Here is a 17,173-nt window from a genome sequence, read left to right on the forward strand (position 1 = left end):
GCTGCAGCTGCTGAGCTTGCACAGTGTGAATTCGGGACCGCTCAAACGCCGCTGCACTTAAAATCTTAAAAGTAACTTATTCATTCCTGCAGTGTGTCACGCATTGCTGGAACGGAACCATTCGTTATGACGTGATCGCATGAAGCTTACTCTGCTGCTTAACAACAATGAGAATGTTTGTGCATCCGATGCTTCTGATGAGCAATTAGCAGGATTAACTCCTGTTAATTGCTCATTGCTTGGAGCGGCGGCTTATTTAACAGGAATTACTCCATCTAATTGCTCGCGTATTGGGATAAATGATGGACAAGCACCAAATCAAATGGAGTATTACCATCTAAATGCTTAAATGCAGCACAAAAGGTTGAATTACCAGTAGAAATTCCATTTATTTCAGATGATGTGCGTGTCCCCCAGGGACGAAAGCGATCCTTGCTCAAACGCAGCAAGCAAGCGCCGACGACTCGCTGAGTGTTGGTGGAGAGAATTTGAAGGTTGGTCCAAAACCAACCCAAGTTAAGCGTGTCCCCCAGGGACGAAAGCGATCCACGCTCAAACGCAGCCAGAACGTGCCCCGTCTCACCGACGTTAGTCCAGTTGCGGGTGTCCAGAGGGTGCAACCCTTGGGGCCCTCCCTTGGAAGGAGGGTTTGGGTGGGTTCGAAAAGCCTTTAAAGGTTTGGTACTAAAGCCTTTAAAGGTTTGGTTATAAGCCTTTGAAGGTTTGGTAGTAAATCCTTTGAAGGCAGGGTGGAAATTTCACTGAAAGGAGGGAAATACAATGGGTTTTGCAACGGAGTTTAATTCGGTTTGTAAATTTAAGTCCGAGCAGGAGCTGTATGAATTGTTGGAGTACGGTCGGGGCAAAATGGTTAAGAGCGGCTTTCGCGTTTTTCCAACCGGCCAAAAGGTCATTGCCTACACGCCTGCCAATGAAGCGATCGCGATTGTCCGCATTTTAGCTTCCATTGCCGAGATTAATTTTCAAGGCGAAGAAGTGACACAAGTGGAGATGGAGCTCGTGAGAAAGTTGACCGAGGAAGAAGCAAGAGTTCAAACGGCGCTTGCTTTTGAAATGTTTTTTGGCGAGAGGGCTTAATCGATGATCGTGAGATTGGGCTTTGTCGCAATGAGCTTGCAGCTTGAAAACGCGTCTCCCTCCAAAACGATGACCTTCAAAAATTTCTCCAAGCTGGACGACCGTGAGGCGGGAATCCGGAAGCTGGAAAGAATTGCGGAAGAAAATCTGCGGAGCACGCTGCGTATTTTGAAGCTTTGCAAAGCGAGCGGCATTCAAATGTACCGTTTTTCATCTAAGCTCATTCCGCTAGCGACGCATGAAGAATTGGCAGATTGGAATCCTTTTGCCGCGCTTGCTCCTGCTTTTCTAGAGGTAGGTGAGTATGCTAAGCAAAACGGTATCCGAGTTTCCTTTCATCCGGATCACTTCTGCGTGTTCAGCACGCCGAGACCGGAGGTGCTTGCCAATTCCGAGCGTGATTTGATGAATCATGTTCTCATGCTGGAGGCAATGGGATTGGATGAAGCAACCAAATGCAACATACATATCGGTGGAGCATATGGCGACAAGGCTGTAGCTGGGGAACGGTTCATCCGTCAGTTCAGCGCCTTGTCGCCTCGTCTTAAGCATCGGGTTACGCTCGAAAATGATGATAAAACGTTTAATGCGAGGGAAACCCTCACAGCGGCGGAACAAGCGGGGGTTCCCATGGTGCTCGACATTCATCATCATGCCGTCAATTCCGGCGACATCGAAGATGACGAGCTGTACCATGGGTTATGGCCTCGGATTGAGCGGACTTGGGCAAAGGAGCGCGAGCGGCTGGGCTATGGGAGCGCCAGCCAGCTTCCACCCAAAATCCATGCCTCCAGCCCCAAAAGCTTATCCGATCCGCGCGGTCATGCCGATTTTGTGGAAGCTGGTCCATTGGTCCAGTTTTTGCGCCAAGCTGCACGAAGCAGCGAGCATTTGGACTGTATGCTGGAAGCAAAAAGCAAAGATGAAGCATTGATTAAGCTCATCGAGGACTTAAAGCAGCTGGAAGCAGCCGAAGAAGGCATTAAGGTGTTAGATGGCGGGCGCGTAGAAATAGCTCCCGTGCATTAAAAAAGCAGAGGAGCACCGCCAAGGCATTTCTTGGCGGTGCTATTGTATGCCGGCAGCTAACCGTACAGCCTCCTTTATCACAATGAAAAGGTGATTATCATCATGGAATGGATACTTCTAATATTACTCGGGGTTGTAGCGGCTATGTTCGGCAGCATAGTAGGGCTAGGCGGCGGAATTATCATCGTTCCCGTGCTTATGCTAATCGGGCCCGTATTAACGGGCGATGAGATTGGACATGCAACGGCGGTCGGCATTTCGCTAACCGTGCTTGTTGTGACGGCACTGGCATCAACGCTTAGCTACGCAAAACGGAAAATTGTAGACTTTCGCAGCGGCTGGTTATTTTTTATTACGAGCGGACCGGCTGCGATGATCGGCTCAGCGATGACGGGCATGCTTCCCGCAGGCGTGTTTCAGCTGGTATTCGGCGTTTTTATGCTGCTGATGGCCTCGCTCTTGATTGCACGGGACTATATGAAACCGTTTTCCAAACAGTGGCCGATCGTCCGTATGATAACCGATGCTTCGGGAGAGACGCATACCTACAGCTACGGGATCCTCCCGGCGCTTGCGATCGGTTTCGGCGTTGGGCTCATGTCGGGTTTGTTCGGTATTGGGGGAGGCTCGTTATTCGTGCCGCTCATGGTGCTTTTATTCCGGTTTCCGCCTCATATGGCAACGGCAACCTCGATGTTCGTTATTTTTTTATCATCCATCCTTGGAAGCGGCATGCATGCCTATTTGGGGGAGACGGATTGGCTTTTGGTTCTTGCGTTAGTGCCGGGAGCATGGATCGGAGGAAAGCTTGGCGCGGCGATCGCGGTGAAAATGAGCGGAAAAGGCTTGTTATGGCTGCTCCGGGTAACGCTCCTGCTCCTTGCCGGACAATTAATCATTGAAGGCTTGCGATCATTTTGATATGGTGAGAGTACTTATATACGAAACTTGCCGGAAGCTTCATACGTAGAAGAGGATTACATGGATAGAAATGTTCGTGATTTTACATAGAGGGAAGAGTGATGGATCATGAGTGACCAGAACAACACTTCCGTCGTTGGCGGGAAAAGCTTTACTGCTGTCGCAATCAACTGTGCGTCCAAAGCAGGAGAATGGATTAAGACGAAGCTTGGCAATTACGCTAGCCTTGATATAAAGTATTCCTCGCATGATCTTGTTACCGAAGTAGACAAAGGCTCAGAGCGCCTGATCAAAAATCTCGTCATGACGCATTTCCCTCATCATTCGTTTCTAGGAGAAGAGGGCGTGGAGCCTGGACCGGAAGCGTCAACGCGGGCTCTTGAAAATATCCGTGATGCCGAATATTTATGGATCGTCGATCCGATTGACGGAACGACAAATTTTGTGCATGGTTTTCCGTTTTTCTGCGTGTCCATTGCGCTTGCCCATAACGGCGAGGTGATCGTCGGCGTGGTGTATGACCCGATGAAGGATGAACTGTTCGTTGCTGAAAAAGGCAAGGGAGCTTACGTTCACGGAAAAAGAATGCACGTATCCAAAGAGGATACGCTGCGCGGCAGTTTGGTAGCGACCGGCCTTCCGGCTGATCACCACTATGCTCTGCCTTTAAATTTGCAAGGCATACAGGCGGTTGCCCCTCAGGTGCGCAACCTGCGTATCGCCGGATCCGCCGCGCTGCATATGGCGTATGTAGCAGCAGGACGGTTAAGCGGCTTTTGGGAAATCGGGCTTAGCAGCTGGGATTTGGCGGCAGGCTCGCTGCTTGTGCAGGAGTCGGGAGGAATCGTAAGCGACACGCTTGGCAGGCCTTACGACCTCGGTGTTCGCAATGTCGTAGCCTCTAACGGCCATATTCAAGAGGAGCTCATTCGAGCTCTTGGTGAAGCGAAAGCAAACGAATAGCAGGATAGGACAGCGCATTGCGAGACTTGCAACTGCGGTGTCCTTCTCTGTTTAACGGGGGAGTGAGCGTAGAATGACAGCCAAAAAGCGGATAACCGCCATGGTCATGACTGCCTTATGCTTAGGCATGCTGTCCGCATGCGAAAAAAATGAGGCGCCCGGATCGCAGCCGCCGGCCAATACGGCAACAAACGCAGTTACCGAGATACCGATGGAAACGGAAACGGGCGCGGAGACCAACGAGCCGGCAGCATCAGAGAAGCCGGACGAAGCTTTTACAGTGCTTGCACAGGAGCTTCGTGTTCCTTGGGTCATTACCTTTGACAAGGACGTAGTTTATATTAGCGAGCGCGAAGGGAATATCGTGAAGGTGGACGGCTCGAACATGACCCGCCAGTCCGTCCATCTGAAAAAAAGCGTACACGGTAACGGAGAGGGCGGCTTTCTAGGCTTCCTTTTGGCACCGGATTTTGCAAATACCAAAAACGCCTATGCTTATCATACCTACGAGGAGAATGGCCGAATATTGAATCGGGTCGTTCTGCTGAAGCAAACCGGCGAGCAATGGGATGAGGTTCAGGCTCTGCTTGAGGGCATCCCCGGAGCGGCCAACCATGACGGCGGAAGAATGGCGATCGGACCCGATAAGATGCTTTATATTACAACGGGAGATGCGCAGCAGCGGGAACTCGCACAGGACCTTAACAGTTTAGCCGGTAAAATATTAAGGATGGCGCTTGATGGTGAAATTCCTGCGGACAATCCTTACCCAGACTCGTATGTTTATTCGTACGGGCATCGCAATCCGCAAGGCTTGGCATGGAATGCTGAAGGCGTTATGTTCAATACGGAGCATGGCCCATCCGGAGATCCGGGCGGACATGATGAGATTAATATTATCGAAGCAGGCGCTAATTACGGCTGGCCGGATATTTACGGAGATGCGGAAAAAGAGGGAATGGTAACGCCAATTTACCATACCGGCGAGAAGGCCATTGCGCCATCCGGCACTACAATCGACGCAAACAATCGACTGTTGATTGCAACCTTAATGGGCGGAGCGCTCTATCGTTTTGATCCGGCGGCGAATCAAATGTCTGTCGTATTTGAAGGTGAAGGCAGACTTCGCGATGTGAAAATAAAGGATGGACGCATTTACGTCATCACGAACAATACTGACGGACGCGGCATCCCGTCGAAAACCGATGACAGGCTCCTGCTGCTTAACGATGTGAAATAATAATGAGCTGCAATAAAAAACGAGGAAGTCTTGCCAGCCCAGCGGCCACGAAGACTTCCTCGTTTTTCTTTTGTTTTTCCGTTGCATCTTACTAATAAGCTGCCGGCTTAGTCGACCTATTCAATGGCTGGCAGTTGGTTTATGAGACAGCGCCTGCAGAACCTAATTGCGCAAAAGCGTGATCAATTGCAACGATTGTTTCATCAATGTCCGCTTCCGTATGCGCGGTCGTAAAGAACCATGCCTCATATTTGGACGGCGCAAGGTTAATGCCTTGATCGAGCATGAGCTTGAAAAATTTGCCGAACAGCTCGCCGTCCGTATCCTGCGCCTCATCATAATTCGTAATCGGATGATCACAGAAATGCGCGGAGAACGAGCCGCGGATTTGATTGATCGTAAGCGGAATGCCATGCCGCTTGGCAGCGGCATGCAGACCTGCCGCGAGCTTCGTTGCGAGAGCATTCATTTTGTCGTAGATTCCCGGCTTCTGCAGCAGCTCGAGACAGGCAATGCCCGCGGAGATGGAAGCGGGGTTGCCTGCCATCGTACCGGCTTGATAAGCAGGTCCAAGCGGAGCAACCTGCTCCATAATTTCGCGTCGTCCGCCGTATGCGCCGATCGGCAGGCCGCCGCCGATGATTTTGCCGAGCGCGGTTAGATCCGGTTCCACGGCTTGGTGATCGGGAAATGAAACATAGGTCTGTGCTGCGCCATAGTGGAAGCGGAAGGCGCTAATGACTTCATCGTAGATAACGAGAGCGCCGGCCTCGCGGGTAAGCTTGCACAGCCCCTCGAGGAATCCTTCATGCGGCATGACCATGCCAAAGTTGCCGACGATGGGCTCTACCATGACAGCGGCAGTCTCGTCGCCCCAGCGATCCAAGGCAGCTTTCAGTGCAGGGAGATCGTTAAATGGCACTGTTATGACCTCGCTTGCGATGCTGGAAGGTACGCCGGCGCTGTCCGGGATGCCAAGCGTAGAAGGTCCGGAGCCTGCCGCAACGAGCACAAGATCGGAATGCCCGTGATAGCAGCCGGCGAATTTAATGATTTTGGATTTTTTCGTATAAGCGCGGGCCACGCGAATGGTCGTCATGACGGCTTCTGTGCCGGAATTGACGAACCGGACCTTGTCGAGCGAAGGAATCGCCTCTTTCAGCATGCGGGCCAGCTTAATCTCCAGCTCGGTAGGCGTGCCGTAAAGCGTTCCGTTTTGGGCGGCACGCACGATTGCGTCCGTAATATGCGGGTGGGCATGTCCGGTAATAATCGGACCGTATGCTGCTAAATAGTCGATATAACGGTTATCGTCGACATCCCAGAAATAAGCGCCTTCCCCGCGTTTCATAAACACCGGAGCGCCGCCGCCTACTGCTTTATAAGAGCGGGAGGGGCTATTTACGCCGCCAACGATATGCTGCAGCGCTTCTTCATAGAGCTTCTCGGAATTCGGTCGTTTGTTCGTCATGGCATTCAGCCTCCAATGGATAGGGTAGCCGGGTAATATCTTACCCGGAGTTGGACAAGCTTTAACGGCTGTCGCGTCCTCTGTGAAAAAAAGTGTCGTGTCGCAACCTATAGAAACGCATGCTTTTGAACACTTATAAGTTCTTATTCAGGTAACAAAATACACGCAACTTGCTGGCGCAGTTGCGTGTACGTATAGGTTATTGCTGTTGGTTGTTTGCTTCCGTACCGTCTGTCGGTGCAGTGGTTTCCGTTGGAGTAGGCACGGTATCGTCCTGCTCCAGCGTCATTTGTACGAAATCGCGCAGCTCATCTTCGTCGCTGATGCCGATGACGGATGCGCCGCCAACGCGGTCTTCCGCGATGAGCTCCATCGGCGGGATTTGCGTTGTGCTGGCCACGTGGCTTTTGACGCCTAGCTGGCCGAGCTTCAGCATATCCATCACGCTGATATTCATGCTGACATACGGCTGGACGCTTTCAAGAATTTTCTTCATGCGAACGATGTTCCAAGTGGATTGAAGCTCCTTGGATACCGCTTGAAGAAAGTTTCTTTGACGCTCGGTACGCGTGAAATCGCTCATCGCATCATGGCGGAAGCGGACATATTGCAGCGCTTTGTCGCCGTCAAGCAGCTGGTAACCCTTTTTAAGGTCGATATCGTAGCGGTTGCCGTCTGCGTTATCGGTGTAATGCATATCTTTCTCGACATCGAAGTAAATGCCGCCGATCGTATCGATCAGCTTCTTAAAGCCTTCAAAGTCTGTATATACATAATATTGAATGTCGAGACCGAGCAAGTCGCCGACGGTCTTCATGGCTAACGGGTATTCCCCTAGAGCAAGCGCCGTATTGATACGGCCTCTGCCATGGCCCTCAATATCGACATACGTATCGCGGAGCACGGAGAACAAATGCGCCTTTTTTGTTACGGGATCAAAAGAAGCGACTAATATGGAGTCGGAACGGGCAACCTGCCCCTCGTCTAATCCACGGGCGTCACCGCCAAGCAGCAAAATATTGACGCGTTCTTTTCCTTCCCAATCCGGGATGGGAACAGGCGTAGCTTCGGCGTCCTCTACGGGCACTTTCGTTTCTTTAGGGTCACTGAAGTTATCAAGAGCATTATATATGCCTACACTCCAGTAGATAAGAAACGCTGCGGCAGCGCCTAGTATTACGGAGAGGCTGATGAAAAACCATTTCCATCTTTTCTTCTTGTTCTTTTCTTTAGGCACTCGGTTCGTCTGTTTAGACATTTCGCTTGACGTGCTCCTTTCAGATGCTGCAGGATCATTTTGTGTCAATGAGGGTAAATTGCAATGTAAGCATGCATGATGATGGCATAGCGAATGGTCCGCTTCCAATGGAAAGGCTAGCGGAGCCGTTTACGCTAGAAATATAAGAACGTATAAGTATGAGCTTTTTCATAGCTTATATTTCATCTGCGAACAAGCTGCCGTACCTGAGGCAAAGCCAGCCGTTTACGCTAGGCGTGAACTAATGTATGATTACATATCATAAAATTATAAAGCTGAACGACATGTAGAGCAAGTTTTATCGTTTTAGGTAAATAAAGATCGGTATTTCCTAGGAAATGTCGAAGCGAGAGGGGCTTTAAGAAGCAATGCTAGCCATAGATGTAAAAGATTTACGCAAGCAATTCAGCGTGCAGAAAAATCGTGAAGGCTTATCCGGCGCACTCAAGGACTTGTTTAAACGCGAGTACAATGAGGTAACGGCGGTTAAAGATATTTCCTTTCAAATCCCGCAGGGCGAAATCTGCGGTTATATCGGAGAGAACGGAGCCGGCAAATCGACAACGATTAAAATGCTGACCGGTATTTTGGTGCCTACGTCAGGCGAACTCAAGGTGAACGGCTATGTGCCGTTCAAGGACCGCGAGAAGTTCGTGAACGGGATTGGCGTCGTATTCGGGCAGCGCTCTCAGCTGTGGTGGGACATCGGCGTCATCGAATCCTTCCAGCTGCTGCGCAAGGTATACCGGGTATCGGAGGCTGATTTCCGCAAACGCCTGAACGAGCTTGTCGAAAGACTGCAGCTTGGCGATTTGCTCAACCGTCCGGTACGCAAGCTGAGCTTAGGCCAACGGATGCGCTGCGAGCTTGTCGCTTCGCTGCTTCATAATCCGTCCATCCTGTTCCTGGATGAGCCGACGATTGGTCTCGACATTGTCGTGAAGACCGAAATCCGCGACTTTCTCATGCAAATGAACAAAGAGCAGGGAACGACTATTTTGCTGACTACCCATGATTTGCAGGATATCGAAGCGCTTTGCTCGCGCGTCATCATGCTGGATGACGGCCGCATCATCTATGACGGCGGTCTAGACGATCTGAAGAACCGCTGGAGCAAGGGCCGTGAAATACAGTTCCAATTCGCTGGTCACACGCAGCTGACTAAGCTGCAGCAGCTAACGGAATCCCTCGATGTCACCTGGACGATGGAAAACGAGGTTACGGCAAAAATGTGGCTGCCGCATGCGGTTAATGTTTCCGATGCTTTATCCTGCGTAGTAGGCGGCGTAGAAATTCGCGATATCAAAATTATTGAAACGAATACGGATGATATCGTCCGCAGTATTTATTCATCCGGTTCCGCGTCAACCTCCAAGGAGTCGGTTCAACCATGATGAGCGCTTATATCGATTTTATTCGGATTCGATTTATCATGATGCTTGCTTACCGCGTTAATTATTACAGCGGTATCATTATTTATGCGATTAACATCGGCGCTTATTACTTTCTGTGGCAGGCGATTTACGGGGACAAGGAGACGCTCGCCGGTTTTACGGTGACGCAAATGACGACCTATGTGGCGGTATCGTGGATGGCGCGTGCCTTTTATTTCAACAATTTGGATCGCGAGATCGCAAATGAGATTAGAGACGGCAGCGTGGCGGTTCAATTAATCAGGCCGTATTCCTATTTATTCGTAAAAATGATGCAGGGGTTCGGCGAGGGTCTCTTCCGCATGCTGCTGTTCATGATCCCGGGGATGATTATCGTTTGTCTCATCTTCCCGGTCACGCTTCCGACAGATCCAATGACATGGCTTATTTATTTAGTCATGCTGTTCTTTAGCTTTCTGATTAACTCGCAAATTAATATTTTGACCGGCTTGTTCGCGTTTTTTGTCGAAAACAACGAGGGCATGATGAGAATGAAGCGGGTAATGGTCGATTTGTTCTCTGGCGTGGTCGTGCCGATTGCCTTCTTCCCGGGTTGGCTTTCCGCTATCATGCAGTGGCTGCCGTTCCAAGCGATCACTTATTTGCCAAGCTCCGTATTTACGGGAAGAACGCCAAGCAGCGAGGTGCTGCATGTGTTTGGCATTCAAGTGTTATGGTTTGCGGGTTTGCTGGTGCCGATATGGCTGACATGGCGCGCGGCTCGTAGACGGCTGTTCGTGCAAGGGGGGTAACAGACATGAGATATGCATCTTTATTTTGGGAATACATTAAAAATTACGCGAAAACGCGGCTGACGTACCGGGCAGATTTTTGGGTCGAGGTGCTGTCCGATTTATTGTTCCAAGGGATGAACCTGATCTTCATCTTAATCGTGTTCCAGCATACGCCTTCGCTCGGCGGCTGGTCGGAGGCAGAGGTTGTATTCGTTTATGGATTTTTCATGATTCCTTACGGCGTGTTCAGCACCTTCTTCAGCATTTGGAATTTCAGCGAACGTTATATCGTAAAAGGCGAGATGGACCGCGTGCTTACCAGACCGGCGCACAGTCTGTATCAGGTGCTGCTCGAAAACGTAGATCCGCCTTCGTTAATCGGCTCCTTCGTCGGAGCTATCATCATGGCGCTTTGCTGGACACAGCTCGATCTGCCGTTCCAAGTGCTTGATGTACTCGTGCTTCTGCTGCTCATCTTAGGCGCAGTCCTTATTTATGCAGGACTTTATACCGCGCTCAGCGCGATTTCCTTTTATTCGGATGCGCCGACCGGTATCGTGCCGCTTATGTACAATATTCAAAACTACGGTCGCTATCCGGTTAACATTTATAACAAAATGATTCGCTTCGTTCTCACCTGGCTGCTGCCATTTGCATTCGTCGGCGTGATTCCTGCTTCTTATTTCCTCGAGAAAAAAGCCGATGATCTTTCCCGGCTGGCGCTTCTGACACCCGTCATGGGCATCATCGTTTTCTCGTTGGGGCTCTGGTTATGGAACCATGGCGTAAAGCGTTACCGGGGAGCAGGCTCCTAGCTTACGCTTTTCACTCACGAATAAGGCAGCAAATAAAGAGTGCTTGATGGAGGTTTAGCAATGACACAGCTTCAAATAGGAGAATTGGCTCCGGATTTTAACCTGCCTGCTTCAAACGGGGAGAACGTCTCGTTAAGCGATTACCGCGGGAAAAATGTCGTCCTTTATTTTTATCCCAAGGATATGACGACTGCCTGCATCCAAGAGTCCTGCGACTTTCGCGATGCGAACGCGGAAATGCTTAAACACAATACCGTTATTTTGGGAATCAGCCTCGATACGGTTAAATCGCATCAGAACTTTATCGCCAAAAAAGAGCTGCCCTTCCTCCTGCTGGCGGATACCGAGCATGCCGTGTGCGAACTTTATGGCGTATGGCAGTTAAAGAAGCTTTATGGCAGAGAATATATGGGACTCGTAAGGTCGACCTTTCTAATCGACGCAGCGGGCAAGCTGGCGCAAGAATGGCGCAAGGTCAGAGTCAAGGGACACACGCTGCAGGTGCTTGAAGCGGTACAGCAATTGCAGCAGGCTGCACAACGATAAGCGGCAAGCGATGCACAAACTAAAATAAGCCTATCCAGCTTAACGGCGGGATAGGCTTATTTTTTCTATGTTGTTCGGGCAGTCCTTGAAAGAGTAAATCATTGGGTTGAGGAAACAATAAAGAAAATTCGTTTAAGCCGCTTAATTGCTTGATGAACAGGGTATATGAATAAAATGGAATATTTTATCCATTGACGGGATGCTGACACATTTATACAATATGGTTTTGCTTGTTCGATAGGGGGTTATTAGACTGATCAGGCTAAACAACATCAAAAAATCGTATCGAGTAGGGACGGTTTCGGTAGAAGCAGTCCGTGACGTTAGTTTAACGGTCCATAAGGGTGAAATATTCGGCATCATCGGCCATTCCGGAGCAGGGAAAAGCACGCTTCTGCGCTGCGTCAATCTGCTTGAGAAGCCGACAACGGGCAAGGTAACGGTAGGCGGCGTTGAGCTTACAGATTTGTCTGAACGGCAGCTGCAGCAGCAGCGGAGACGCATCGGGATGATTTTCCAGCATTTTAACCTGCTGTCGATGTCCACGGTTAGAGATAACATTGCTTTTCCGCTTGCGCTTGCAAAGCTATCCAAATCAGAGATGAATAAACGGGTGGATGAGCTTCTGAAGCTGGTTCAGCTAGAGGGGCATGCGGATAAATATCCCGCTCAGCTCTCCGGGGGACAAAAGCAGAGAGTCGGCATTGCCAGAGCGCTAGCGAACAATCCGGACGTATTGCTGTGCGACGAAGCAACATCGGCGCTCGATCCGCAAACGACGAATTCGATTTTGTCGCTGCTGCTCGATATTAACGCGAAGCTGGGCATTACCATCCTGCTCATTACGCATGAAATGAATGTTATTCGTTCCATCTGTGACCGCGTAGCCGTGATAGACCAAGGGGAAATCGTCGAGATAGGCGAAGTGCTTCATGTCTTTCTGAAGCCCGAGCATCCGGTGACCCGCGAGTTTGTTGATCAAGTGGCGGACAGCGGAGTAAACGGACAGCTATTGCGCCAGCGCACAGGGCGTCTATTGCGCATGACCTACATCGGCGATTTGACATATGAGCCGATTCTTTATAATGCCGTGAAGCCGACATCCGTCCAATTCGCCATTTTGCAAGGAACGGTATCACGCATGAAGCAGACGCCGTATGGCCAGCTTATTGTCGAGCTGATCGGCAGCGATGCAGAAATCGAGACCGTGATTGACGTTCTGCGCAAGGACGGTCTGGAGGTGGAGGCGATATGATGAGCTTTGAAAACGTGCGCTGGCCGGAAATAGGGGAGGCGACGAAGGATACCCTCTATATGCTGTCGGCCTCGCTTGTGTTTACGATTATTTTCGGATTAATACTTGGCATCATTTTGTTTCTAACCTCTCGCAGACAGCTGCTGCAGCAGCCTGTGGTTTACGGGGTGCTCTCTTTTATCGTCAACGTGCTGCGTTCCGTTCCGTTCGTCATCCTCATGATTATGATCATGCCTGTTACTAAGCTGATTACGGGAACGACGCTTGGCGTAGAGGGCTCGATTCCGCCGCTCGTCGTAGCCGCCACACCCTTCTTTGCAAGGCTGGTGGAAACGTCGCTGCGCGAGGTGGACCGTGGCGTGATCGAGGCTGCCCAAGCGATGGGCGCTTCGAAATGGGATATTGTGCGGCGCGTGCTGCTTCGGGAATCCAGCCCAAGCTTGCTTGCGGCCGTGACCATAACAGCAGTAACGCTCGTCTCCTATACGGCTATGTCAGGCGTAATCGGCGGCGGGGGACTGGGCGACTTGGCACTGCGTTACGGCTATCAGCGGTTTCAAACCGATGTGATGCTCGTGACGGTTGTGCTGCTGATCGTGCTTGTTCAGGTGCTTCAGACAATTGGCGACGCACTGGTTCGGCGTTACAGCAGGAAGTAGAAAGTTAGAAAGCATTACAGCTTAGAAAGCAATACAACATTGGAGGAATGAACATGAAGAAGACAAGCTATTTGATATTAACGATGATGCTGATGTTTACATTGGCTGCCTGCGGACAAGACAAAAATACCGGGAACGATGCGAGCGGTACGGGAGCGGAAACGCCATCGGCCGTTAAGCTGAAGGTAGGCGCAACTCCCGTGCCGCATGCGGAGCTGCTGGAATTCGTGAAGCCTATTTTGAAGGAACAGGGCGTTGAACTGGAAATCATCGAATTCAATGATTATGTACAGCCAAATACCCAGCTTTTTGAGAAACAAATCGACGCGAACTTTTTTCAGCATACGCCGTACCTCGATCAGTTTAACAAGGACAAAGGTTATGACCTTGTTAACGTAGCAGGCGTTCACATTGAGCCTTTCGGCGCGTACTCGAAAAAAATCACAAAGTTGGAAGATCTTAAAGAAGGCGCAAAAGTCGTCATTCCGAACGACCCTTCGAATGGCGGCCGCGCGCTTGCTTTGATGGCCGAAAATGGCCTAATCAAGCTTAAGGACGGCGTTGGCGTTAACGGAACCGTTGCTGACATTACCGAAAATGCGAAAAAGCTCGACATTACAGAAGTAGAAGCAGCTACTCTACCGCGTGTACTCGGCGAGGTTGATCTTGCCCTAATCAATACGAATTATGCGCTTGAGGCGGATCTTGTTCCGACGGATGACGCGCTGTTCATTGAAGGCAGCGACTCTCCTTACGTAAACATTCTTGTTGCTCGTCCGGACAACAAAGATTCCGAAGCGATGCAGAAGCTTGCAGCGGCGCTTCGTTCGCCGGAAGTAAAGAAATTTATTGAAGATACGTATAAAGGCGCGATCGTAGCTGCGTTTTAAGAGCAGCAATGCCTGATCATAATGGCATAAACAGCCGAGCAGAGAAGCAATCTCTGCTCGGCTGTTTGCGTTTCCGGCATTCATCTATACGTTCGCAACCTTTCCATCCCTATAAGCGTTATTAATTATCGAAAACCCATTTTATTGAATAAGAGGGGATGATTGAAAGTGAAAAGGAGCATAACAATCTTCATTCTGGCCTTATTGCTTATTCTTCCGGCTACAGCTGGTGCGGCAGCCCAAGGCAAATACGAGTTCCACTGGATGGAGAGCGGAAGCTTGGGGGGAACCGCCCTTGTGAAAAATGGGGTCACATTCGTGCCTCTGACGCGTATGACGGCTTACTTTAAGCTGGACCTAAGCTGGGATGCCACGGGCAAACGAGCGCAATTCAACGGCTGGAACAAGTCGCTGGCAGTTCGCGTAGGCAGTCTGACAGGGATGCTTGACGGGAAGATGGTGAAGCTTCCGGGCGCGCCTTTTCTGTTCGAGAAAGAGCTCTACATACCGGCGCGTTTCGCTGTCCAGGCGCTCGGTGGCGGCCGTTTGACATGGGATGCGCCGACTAAGACGCTAAAGGCAGAACAGCTGCAAACGTTCAGGAAATATGATTTTGTCCATGAGGGATTAAAATATACGGTGGAAGGAAAAAGCGGTATTCTTTATGTGACGGATGGCAAAGGCGTAAGACGCGAGCTGGCAAAGCTCGGTACTTCGATTAAAGAGTATCTGTCTTCGAATTTTGAAGGAACGCCTGGCGGCCTGCTAATCATTTCTTTTGCCGATCATTACGGAGAGCCGCTCTTGAATAATCAATATTTCACGCTGGTCGTGAAAGAGGGCAAGGTTATTCATCAAGCTAGCGTGCATTATTGGAATCGCGTAGAAGTAAATGTAACGAAGCTGGGCAGCCAGCTGTTATTGATCGACGGAAAAACGCTGAGAATCATCGAAGACGGGACAGGGGAATTGCTCGAAACGATCGATTTGGTGAAGCTTGGCGGCGAAGCAGATCATTATTTCGTCGAGTACTTCGACAAGGATGTATTTCTGCTGCGTGGGAATAAGGATGGCATTTTGAAGCTGGTAGATAGGGGAACCAGCGCGGTTACGGTTTTATACAAGGAGCTGCTGGATACCCAACATCAGGAGTATGTGAAGTATAATGATACGCCATACCGCGGCGATTTCCTTAAATTCATGAAGCGCGAAGGCGATCTTCTTTATTTCAAAAACGAATTTCCTTATGATAAGGATAATAATATCTATAGCGTAAACGTTGCGGATTAAGAGGTAGATCATATTCCCGCAGCTTACATAGCAGTTGATGAAGAAAAATAGAGTAACTCTTCACCCATGACAAAAGCAAGACGAAAGCCAAACACAGCAAGAGGCAGCCGTGTTTGGCTTTTTTTATTTGGGAGGCGGGAATATATCTCATCATTTAAGAGAAACAGTCATTTACTAGAGAAGCGGCTCATATAATCTATCAGAATACACGAGAGTTCCTATTCATAGGTAGAGAAGGGTGGCACATCGAATGCGGCGTATGTTGAGGGTGGCAATTTGTGCAGTGATGATGTGGGTCGGCTTGATTGAGCTTGGAAGCTTTGCCGGTGATCAGAGCAATGCGGCAATGGAGCGGGAGACGGTGCAGGCAAGTGAATCCGTATTAACGTCTGTTGCTCATTATGAAGCCAAGCCGTTTTTAGCTGCGCATGCATCCTATGAAACAAAGCAGCAGCTGGCAAAAGACAAGCCGGCCGCAGCCGCGGGAGAGAAGCCAAGTGAACCCGTATTGGCTGAAAAGGCAGAGACGAAACAGAAAACCGTATATTTGACCTTCGATGACGGTCCGAGCAAAAATACCGAACAGGTCCTTGATCTATTGAAGCAGGAAGACATTTCCGCGACCTTTTTTGTTTTGGGCGAGCATGTGCTGAAGCAGCCGAATATAGCGAAACGGATCATCGCGGAAGGCCATGCGATCGGCAATCATACGTTTGATCATAAATATGAGCGTTTATATGGGAGCTTTGCCGAGTTTGCGGAGCAGGTCATGAAAACCGATAAGGCCATATACCAAACAACAGGCGTCAGGACGATACTTTTTCGGGCGCCTGGCGGGACACACACCAATTTTGATCAGGGCTACTTCGATGCAATGGATGCGGCGGGCTACCAGGTGCATGACTGGAATGTAGACAGTAGGGATTCGAAGCAGCAGGGCGTACCTGCATCTGAGATTTTGACGACGATCCAAGGTTCTAAGCTTGCGAGCAAGCTGAACGTTTTGCTTCATGACAGCGCGGGGCACGAGGAGTCGGTAAAAGCGCTTCCGGCAATTATTAAATATTACAAAAGCAAAGGTTATGCTTTTGCCAAGATAACGGATGAAGTAAAGCCGATTCAATTCAAACCAGCGGATAAGTTGAAATGGAGCAGGGCAAGTGTCACCAAGCCAGAAATAAAGAAGCTTGTCCAGTTCTCGGAAAAGCTTGCCAGGGAAAGCGCATTGGCGCAAGCAGCGGCGAATGCGCCGGATCTTATTTTGCACCGAGGAGAGGAAATGTTGGTACTAAAGGCAGGCGAATACGGCGTAACAAACGGGGCTATCGAGGTATCGCTGCGGAAACTTACAGAATGGGTTGGCGGAAGCATACTGCTTGATGTAGATAATGGACTGATCGATGCCTATTACGAAGGAAACCGAGTGCTGTCGCTAACGGGTGATGAAATTCATACGTCTGATAAAGGCCAGGTCATTGTGCCCGTGCGCGCAGCGCTGCATAAATTCGGAATCCAGATCACGAAATATGTGTATAGCGATCAACAGCGGGAAATATGGCTCACGGAGTAAC

General features: G+C 49.9%; 17 protein-coding genes. 15 read left to right on the forward strand and 2 right to left on the reverse strand.

Annotated elements, in window-relative coordinates:
- Positions 1 to 139 precede the first annotated feature (139 nt).
- The 6 genes from MRBLPE1_RS25535 (at position 140) to MRBLPE1_RS25560 (ending at position 5,251) form a co-directional block, all read left to right on the forward strand.
- The gene (locus tag MRBLPE1_RS25535; protein ID WP_364150917.1) at positions 140 to 349 is read left to right on the forward strand and encodes a hypothetical protein; all 210 of its coding nucleotides are present in this window, start codon (positions 140 to 142) and stop codon (positions 347 to 349) included.
- 431 nt (positions 350 to 780) lie between these two features.
- Positions 781 to 1,098 carry a hypothetical protein gene (locus tag MRBLPE1_RS25540; RefSeq protein ID WP_364150920.1) on the forward strand — a complete coding sequence of 106 codons (318 nt, stop codon included), beginning with the start codon at positions 781 to 783 and terminating at the stop codon, positions 1,096 to 1,098.
- Positions 1,099 to 1,101: 3 nt separating this feature from the next.
- On the forward strand, positions 1,102 to 2,127 hold the full coding sequence (gene uvsE / locus MRBLPE1_RS25545) for a UV DNA damage repair endonuclease UvsE (RefSeq protein ID WP_364150923.1): 1,026 nt from the start codon (positions 1,102 to 1,104) through the stop codon (positions 2,125 to 2,127).
- A 102-nt stretch (positions 2,128 to 2,229) separates the two neighbouring features.
- Positions 2,230 to 3,048, forward strand: a complete 819-nt coding sequence (locus MRBLPE1_RS25550) for a sulfite exporter TauE/SafE family protein (protein WP_364150925.1) — start codon at positions 2,230 to 2,232, stop codon at positions 3,046 to 3,048.
- 108 nt (positions 3,049 to 3,156) lie between these two features.
- On the forward strand, positions 3,157 to 4,011 hold the full coding sequence (locus tag MRBLPE1_RS25555; RefSeq protein ID WP_364150927.1) for an inositol monophosphatase family protein: 855 nt from the start codon (positions 3,157 to 3,159) through the stop codon (positions 4,009 to 4,011).
- Positions 4,012 to 4,084: 73 nt separating this feature from the next.
- On the forward strand, positions 4,085 to 5,251 hold the full coding sequence (locus MRBLPE1_RS25560; RefSeq protein WP_364150929.1) for a PQQ-dependent sugar dehydrogenase: 1,167 nt from the start codon (positions 4,085 to 4,087) through the stop codon (positions 5,249 to 5,251).
- A gap of 139 nt (positions 5,252 to 5,390) precedes the next feature.
- Here the strand turns inward: MRBLPE1_RS25560 and MRBLPE1_RS25565 are convergent, their stop codons facing one another.
- Complete coding sequence (locus MRBLPE1_RS25565; RefSeq protein WP_364150931.1) at positions 5,391 to 6,722, reverse strand: glutamate-1-semialdehyde 2,1-aminomutase; 1,332 nt, start codon at positions 6,720 to 6,722, stop codon at positions 5,391 to 5,393.
- A gap of 199 nt (positions 6,723 to 6,921) precedes the next feature.
- Positions 6,922 to 7,980: an LCP family protein gene (locus tag MRBLPE1_RS25570; RefSeq protein ID WP_364150934.1), complete on the reverse strand. Its 1,059-nt coding sequence runs from the start codon at positions 7,978 to 7,980 to the stop codon at positions 6,922 to 6,924.
- 368 nt (positions 7,981 to 8,348) lie between these two features.
- Here MRBLPE1_RS25570 and MRBLPE1_RS25575 point away from each other — a divergent pair, with 368 nt between their 5' ends.
- From MRBLPE1_RS25575 to MRBLPE1_RS25615, 9 genes are all read left to right on the forward strand, one after another.
- The gene (locus MRBLPE1_RS25575) at positions 8,349 to 9,374 is read left to right on the forward strand and encodes an ABC transporter ATP-binding protein (RefSeq protein WP_364150937.1); all 1,026 of its coding nucleotides are present in this window, start codon (positions 8,349 to 8,351) and stop codon (positions 9,372 to 9,374) included.
- Complete coding sequence (locus MRBLPE1_RS25580) at positions 9,371 to 10,165, forward strand: ABC transporter permease (protein ID WP_364150940.1); 795 nt, start codon at positions 9,371 to 9,373, stop codon at positions 10,163 to 10,165. Before MRBLPE1_RS25575 ends, MRBLPE1_RS25580 begins: the two co-directional genes overlap by 4 nt.
- A gap of 5 nt (positions 10,166 to 10,170) precedes the next feature.
- On the forward strand, positions 10,171 to 10,962 hold the full coding sequence (locus MRBLPE1_RS25585) for an ABC transporter permease (RefSeq protein ID WP_364150942.1): 792 nt from the start codon (positions 10,171 to 10,173) through the stop codon (positions 10,960 to 10,962).
- 60 nt (positions 10,963 to 11,022) lie between these two features.
- Positions 11,023 to 11,508, forward strand: a complete 486-nt coding sequence (gene bcp, locus MRBLPE1_RS25590) for a thioredoxin-dependent thiol peroxidase (RefSeq protein WP_364150944.1) — start codon at positions 11,023 to 11,025, stop codon at positions 11,506 to 11,508.
- A 253-nt stretch (positions 11,509 to 11,761) separates the two neighbouring features.
- Positions 11,762 to 12,763: a methionine ABC transporter ATP-binding protein gene (locus MRBLPE1_RS25595; protein ID WP_364151520.1), complete on the forward strand. Its 1,002-nt coding sequence runs from the start codon at positions 11,762 to 11,764 to the stop codon at positions 12,761 to 12,763.
- The gene (locus MRBLPE1_RS25600; RefSeq protein WP_414698921.1) at positions 12,763 to 13,422 is read left to right on the forward strand and encodes a methionine ABC transporter permease; all 660 of its coding nucleotides are present in this window, start codon (positions 12,763 to 12,765) and stop codon (positions 13,420 to 13,422) included. Before MRBLPE1_RS25595 ends, MRBLPE1_RS25600 begins: the two co-directional genes overlap by 1 nt.
- A 53-nt stretch (positions 13,423 to 13,475) precedes the next feature.
- A complete protein-coding gene (locus tag MRBLPE1_RS25605; protein ID WP_364150948.1) occupies positions 13,476 to 14,312 on the forward strand; it encodes a MetQ/NlpA family ABC transporter substrate-binding protein in 837 nt (278 codons plus the stop codon).
- 168 nt (positions 14,313 to 14,480) lie between these two features.
- Positions 14,481 to 15,602, forward strand: coding sequence for a copper amine oxidase N-terminal domain-containing protein (locus MRBLPE1_RS25610; protein ID WP_364150950.1), 1,122 nt, complete (start codon positions 14,481 to 14,483; stop codon positions 15,600 to 15,602).
- Between the two features lie 250 nt (positions 15,603 to 15,852).
- Complete coding sequence (locus MRBLPE1_RS25615) at positions 15,853 to 17,172, forward strand: polysaccharide deacetylase family protein (RefSeq protein WP_364150953.1); 1,320 nt, start codon at positions 15,853 to 15,855, stop codon at positions 17,170 to 17,172.
- The last annotated feature ends 1 nt before the right edge of the window (position 17,173 follow it).

This window comes from Paenibacillus sp. LPE1-1-1.1 (assembly GCF_040676435.1).
Taxonomy (GTDB): domain Bacteria; phylum Bacillota; class Bacilli; order Paenibacillales; family Paenibacillaceae; genus Pristimantibacillus.

Bases quoted from the DNA above. Each gene is read 5' to 3' on its own strand.
- bcp (WP_364150944.1), top strand. From the start codon at position 11,023: ATGACACAGCTTCAAATAGGAGAATTGGCTCCGGATTTTAACCTGCCT.
- MRBLPE1_RS25580 (WP_364150940.1), top strand. From the start codon at position 9,371: ATGATGAGCGCTTATATCGATTTTATTCGGATTCGATTTATCATGATG.
- MRBLPE1_RS25560 (WP_364150929.1), top strand. From the start codon at position 4,085: ATGACAGCCAAAAAGCGGATAACCGCCATGGTCATGACTGCCTTATGC.
- MRBLPE1_RS25585 (WP_364150942.1), top strand. From the start codon at position 10,171: ATGAGATATGCATCTTTATTTTGGGAATACATTAAAAATTACGCGAAA.
- MRBLPE1_RS25600 (WP_414698921.1), top strand. From the start codon at position 12,763: ATGAGCTTTGAAAACGTGCGCTGGCCGGAAATAGGGGAGGCGACGAAG.
- MRBLPE1_RS25615 (WP_364150953.1), top strand. From the start codon at position 15,853: ATGCGGCGTATGTTGAGGGTGGCAATTTGTGCAGTGATGATGTGGGTC.
- MRBLPE1_RS25555 (WP_364150927.1), top strand. From the start codon at position 3,157: ATGAGTGACCAGAACAACACTTCCGTCGTTGGCGGGAAAAGCTTTACT.
- MRBLPE1_RS25570 (WP_364150934.1), bottom strand. From the start codon at position 7,980: ATGTCTAAACAGACGAACCGAGTGCCTAAAGAAAAGAACAAGAAGAAA.
- MRBLPE1_RS25550 (WP_364150925.1), top strand. From the start codon at position 2,230: ATGGAATGGATACTTCTAATATTACTCGGGGTTGTAGCGGCTATGTTC.
- MRBLPE1_RS25575 (WP_364150937.1), top strand. From the start codon at position 8,349: ATGCTAGCCATAGATGTAAAAGATTTACGCAAGCAATTCAGCGTGCAG.
- MRBLPE1_RS25540 (WP_364150920.1), top strand. From the start codon at position 781: ATGGGTTTTGCAACGGAGTTTAATTCGGTTTGTAAATTTAAGTCCGAG.
- uvsE (WP_364150923.1), top strand. From the start codon at position 1,102: ATGATCGTGAGATTGGGCTTTGTCGCAATGAGCTTGCAGCTTGAAAAC.
- MRBLPE1_RS25535 (WP_364150917.1), top strand. From the start codon at position 140: ATGAAGCTTACTCTGCTGCTTAACAACAATGAGAATGTTTGTGCATCC.
- MRBLPE1_RS25565 (WP_364150931.1), bottom strand. From the start codon at position 6,722: ATGACGAACAAACGACCGAATTCCGAGAAGCTCTATGAAGAAGCGCTG.
- MRBLPE1_RS25605 (WP_364150948.1), top strand. From the start codon at position 13,476: ATGAAGAAGACAAGCTATTTGATATTAACGATGATGCTGATGTTTACA.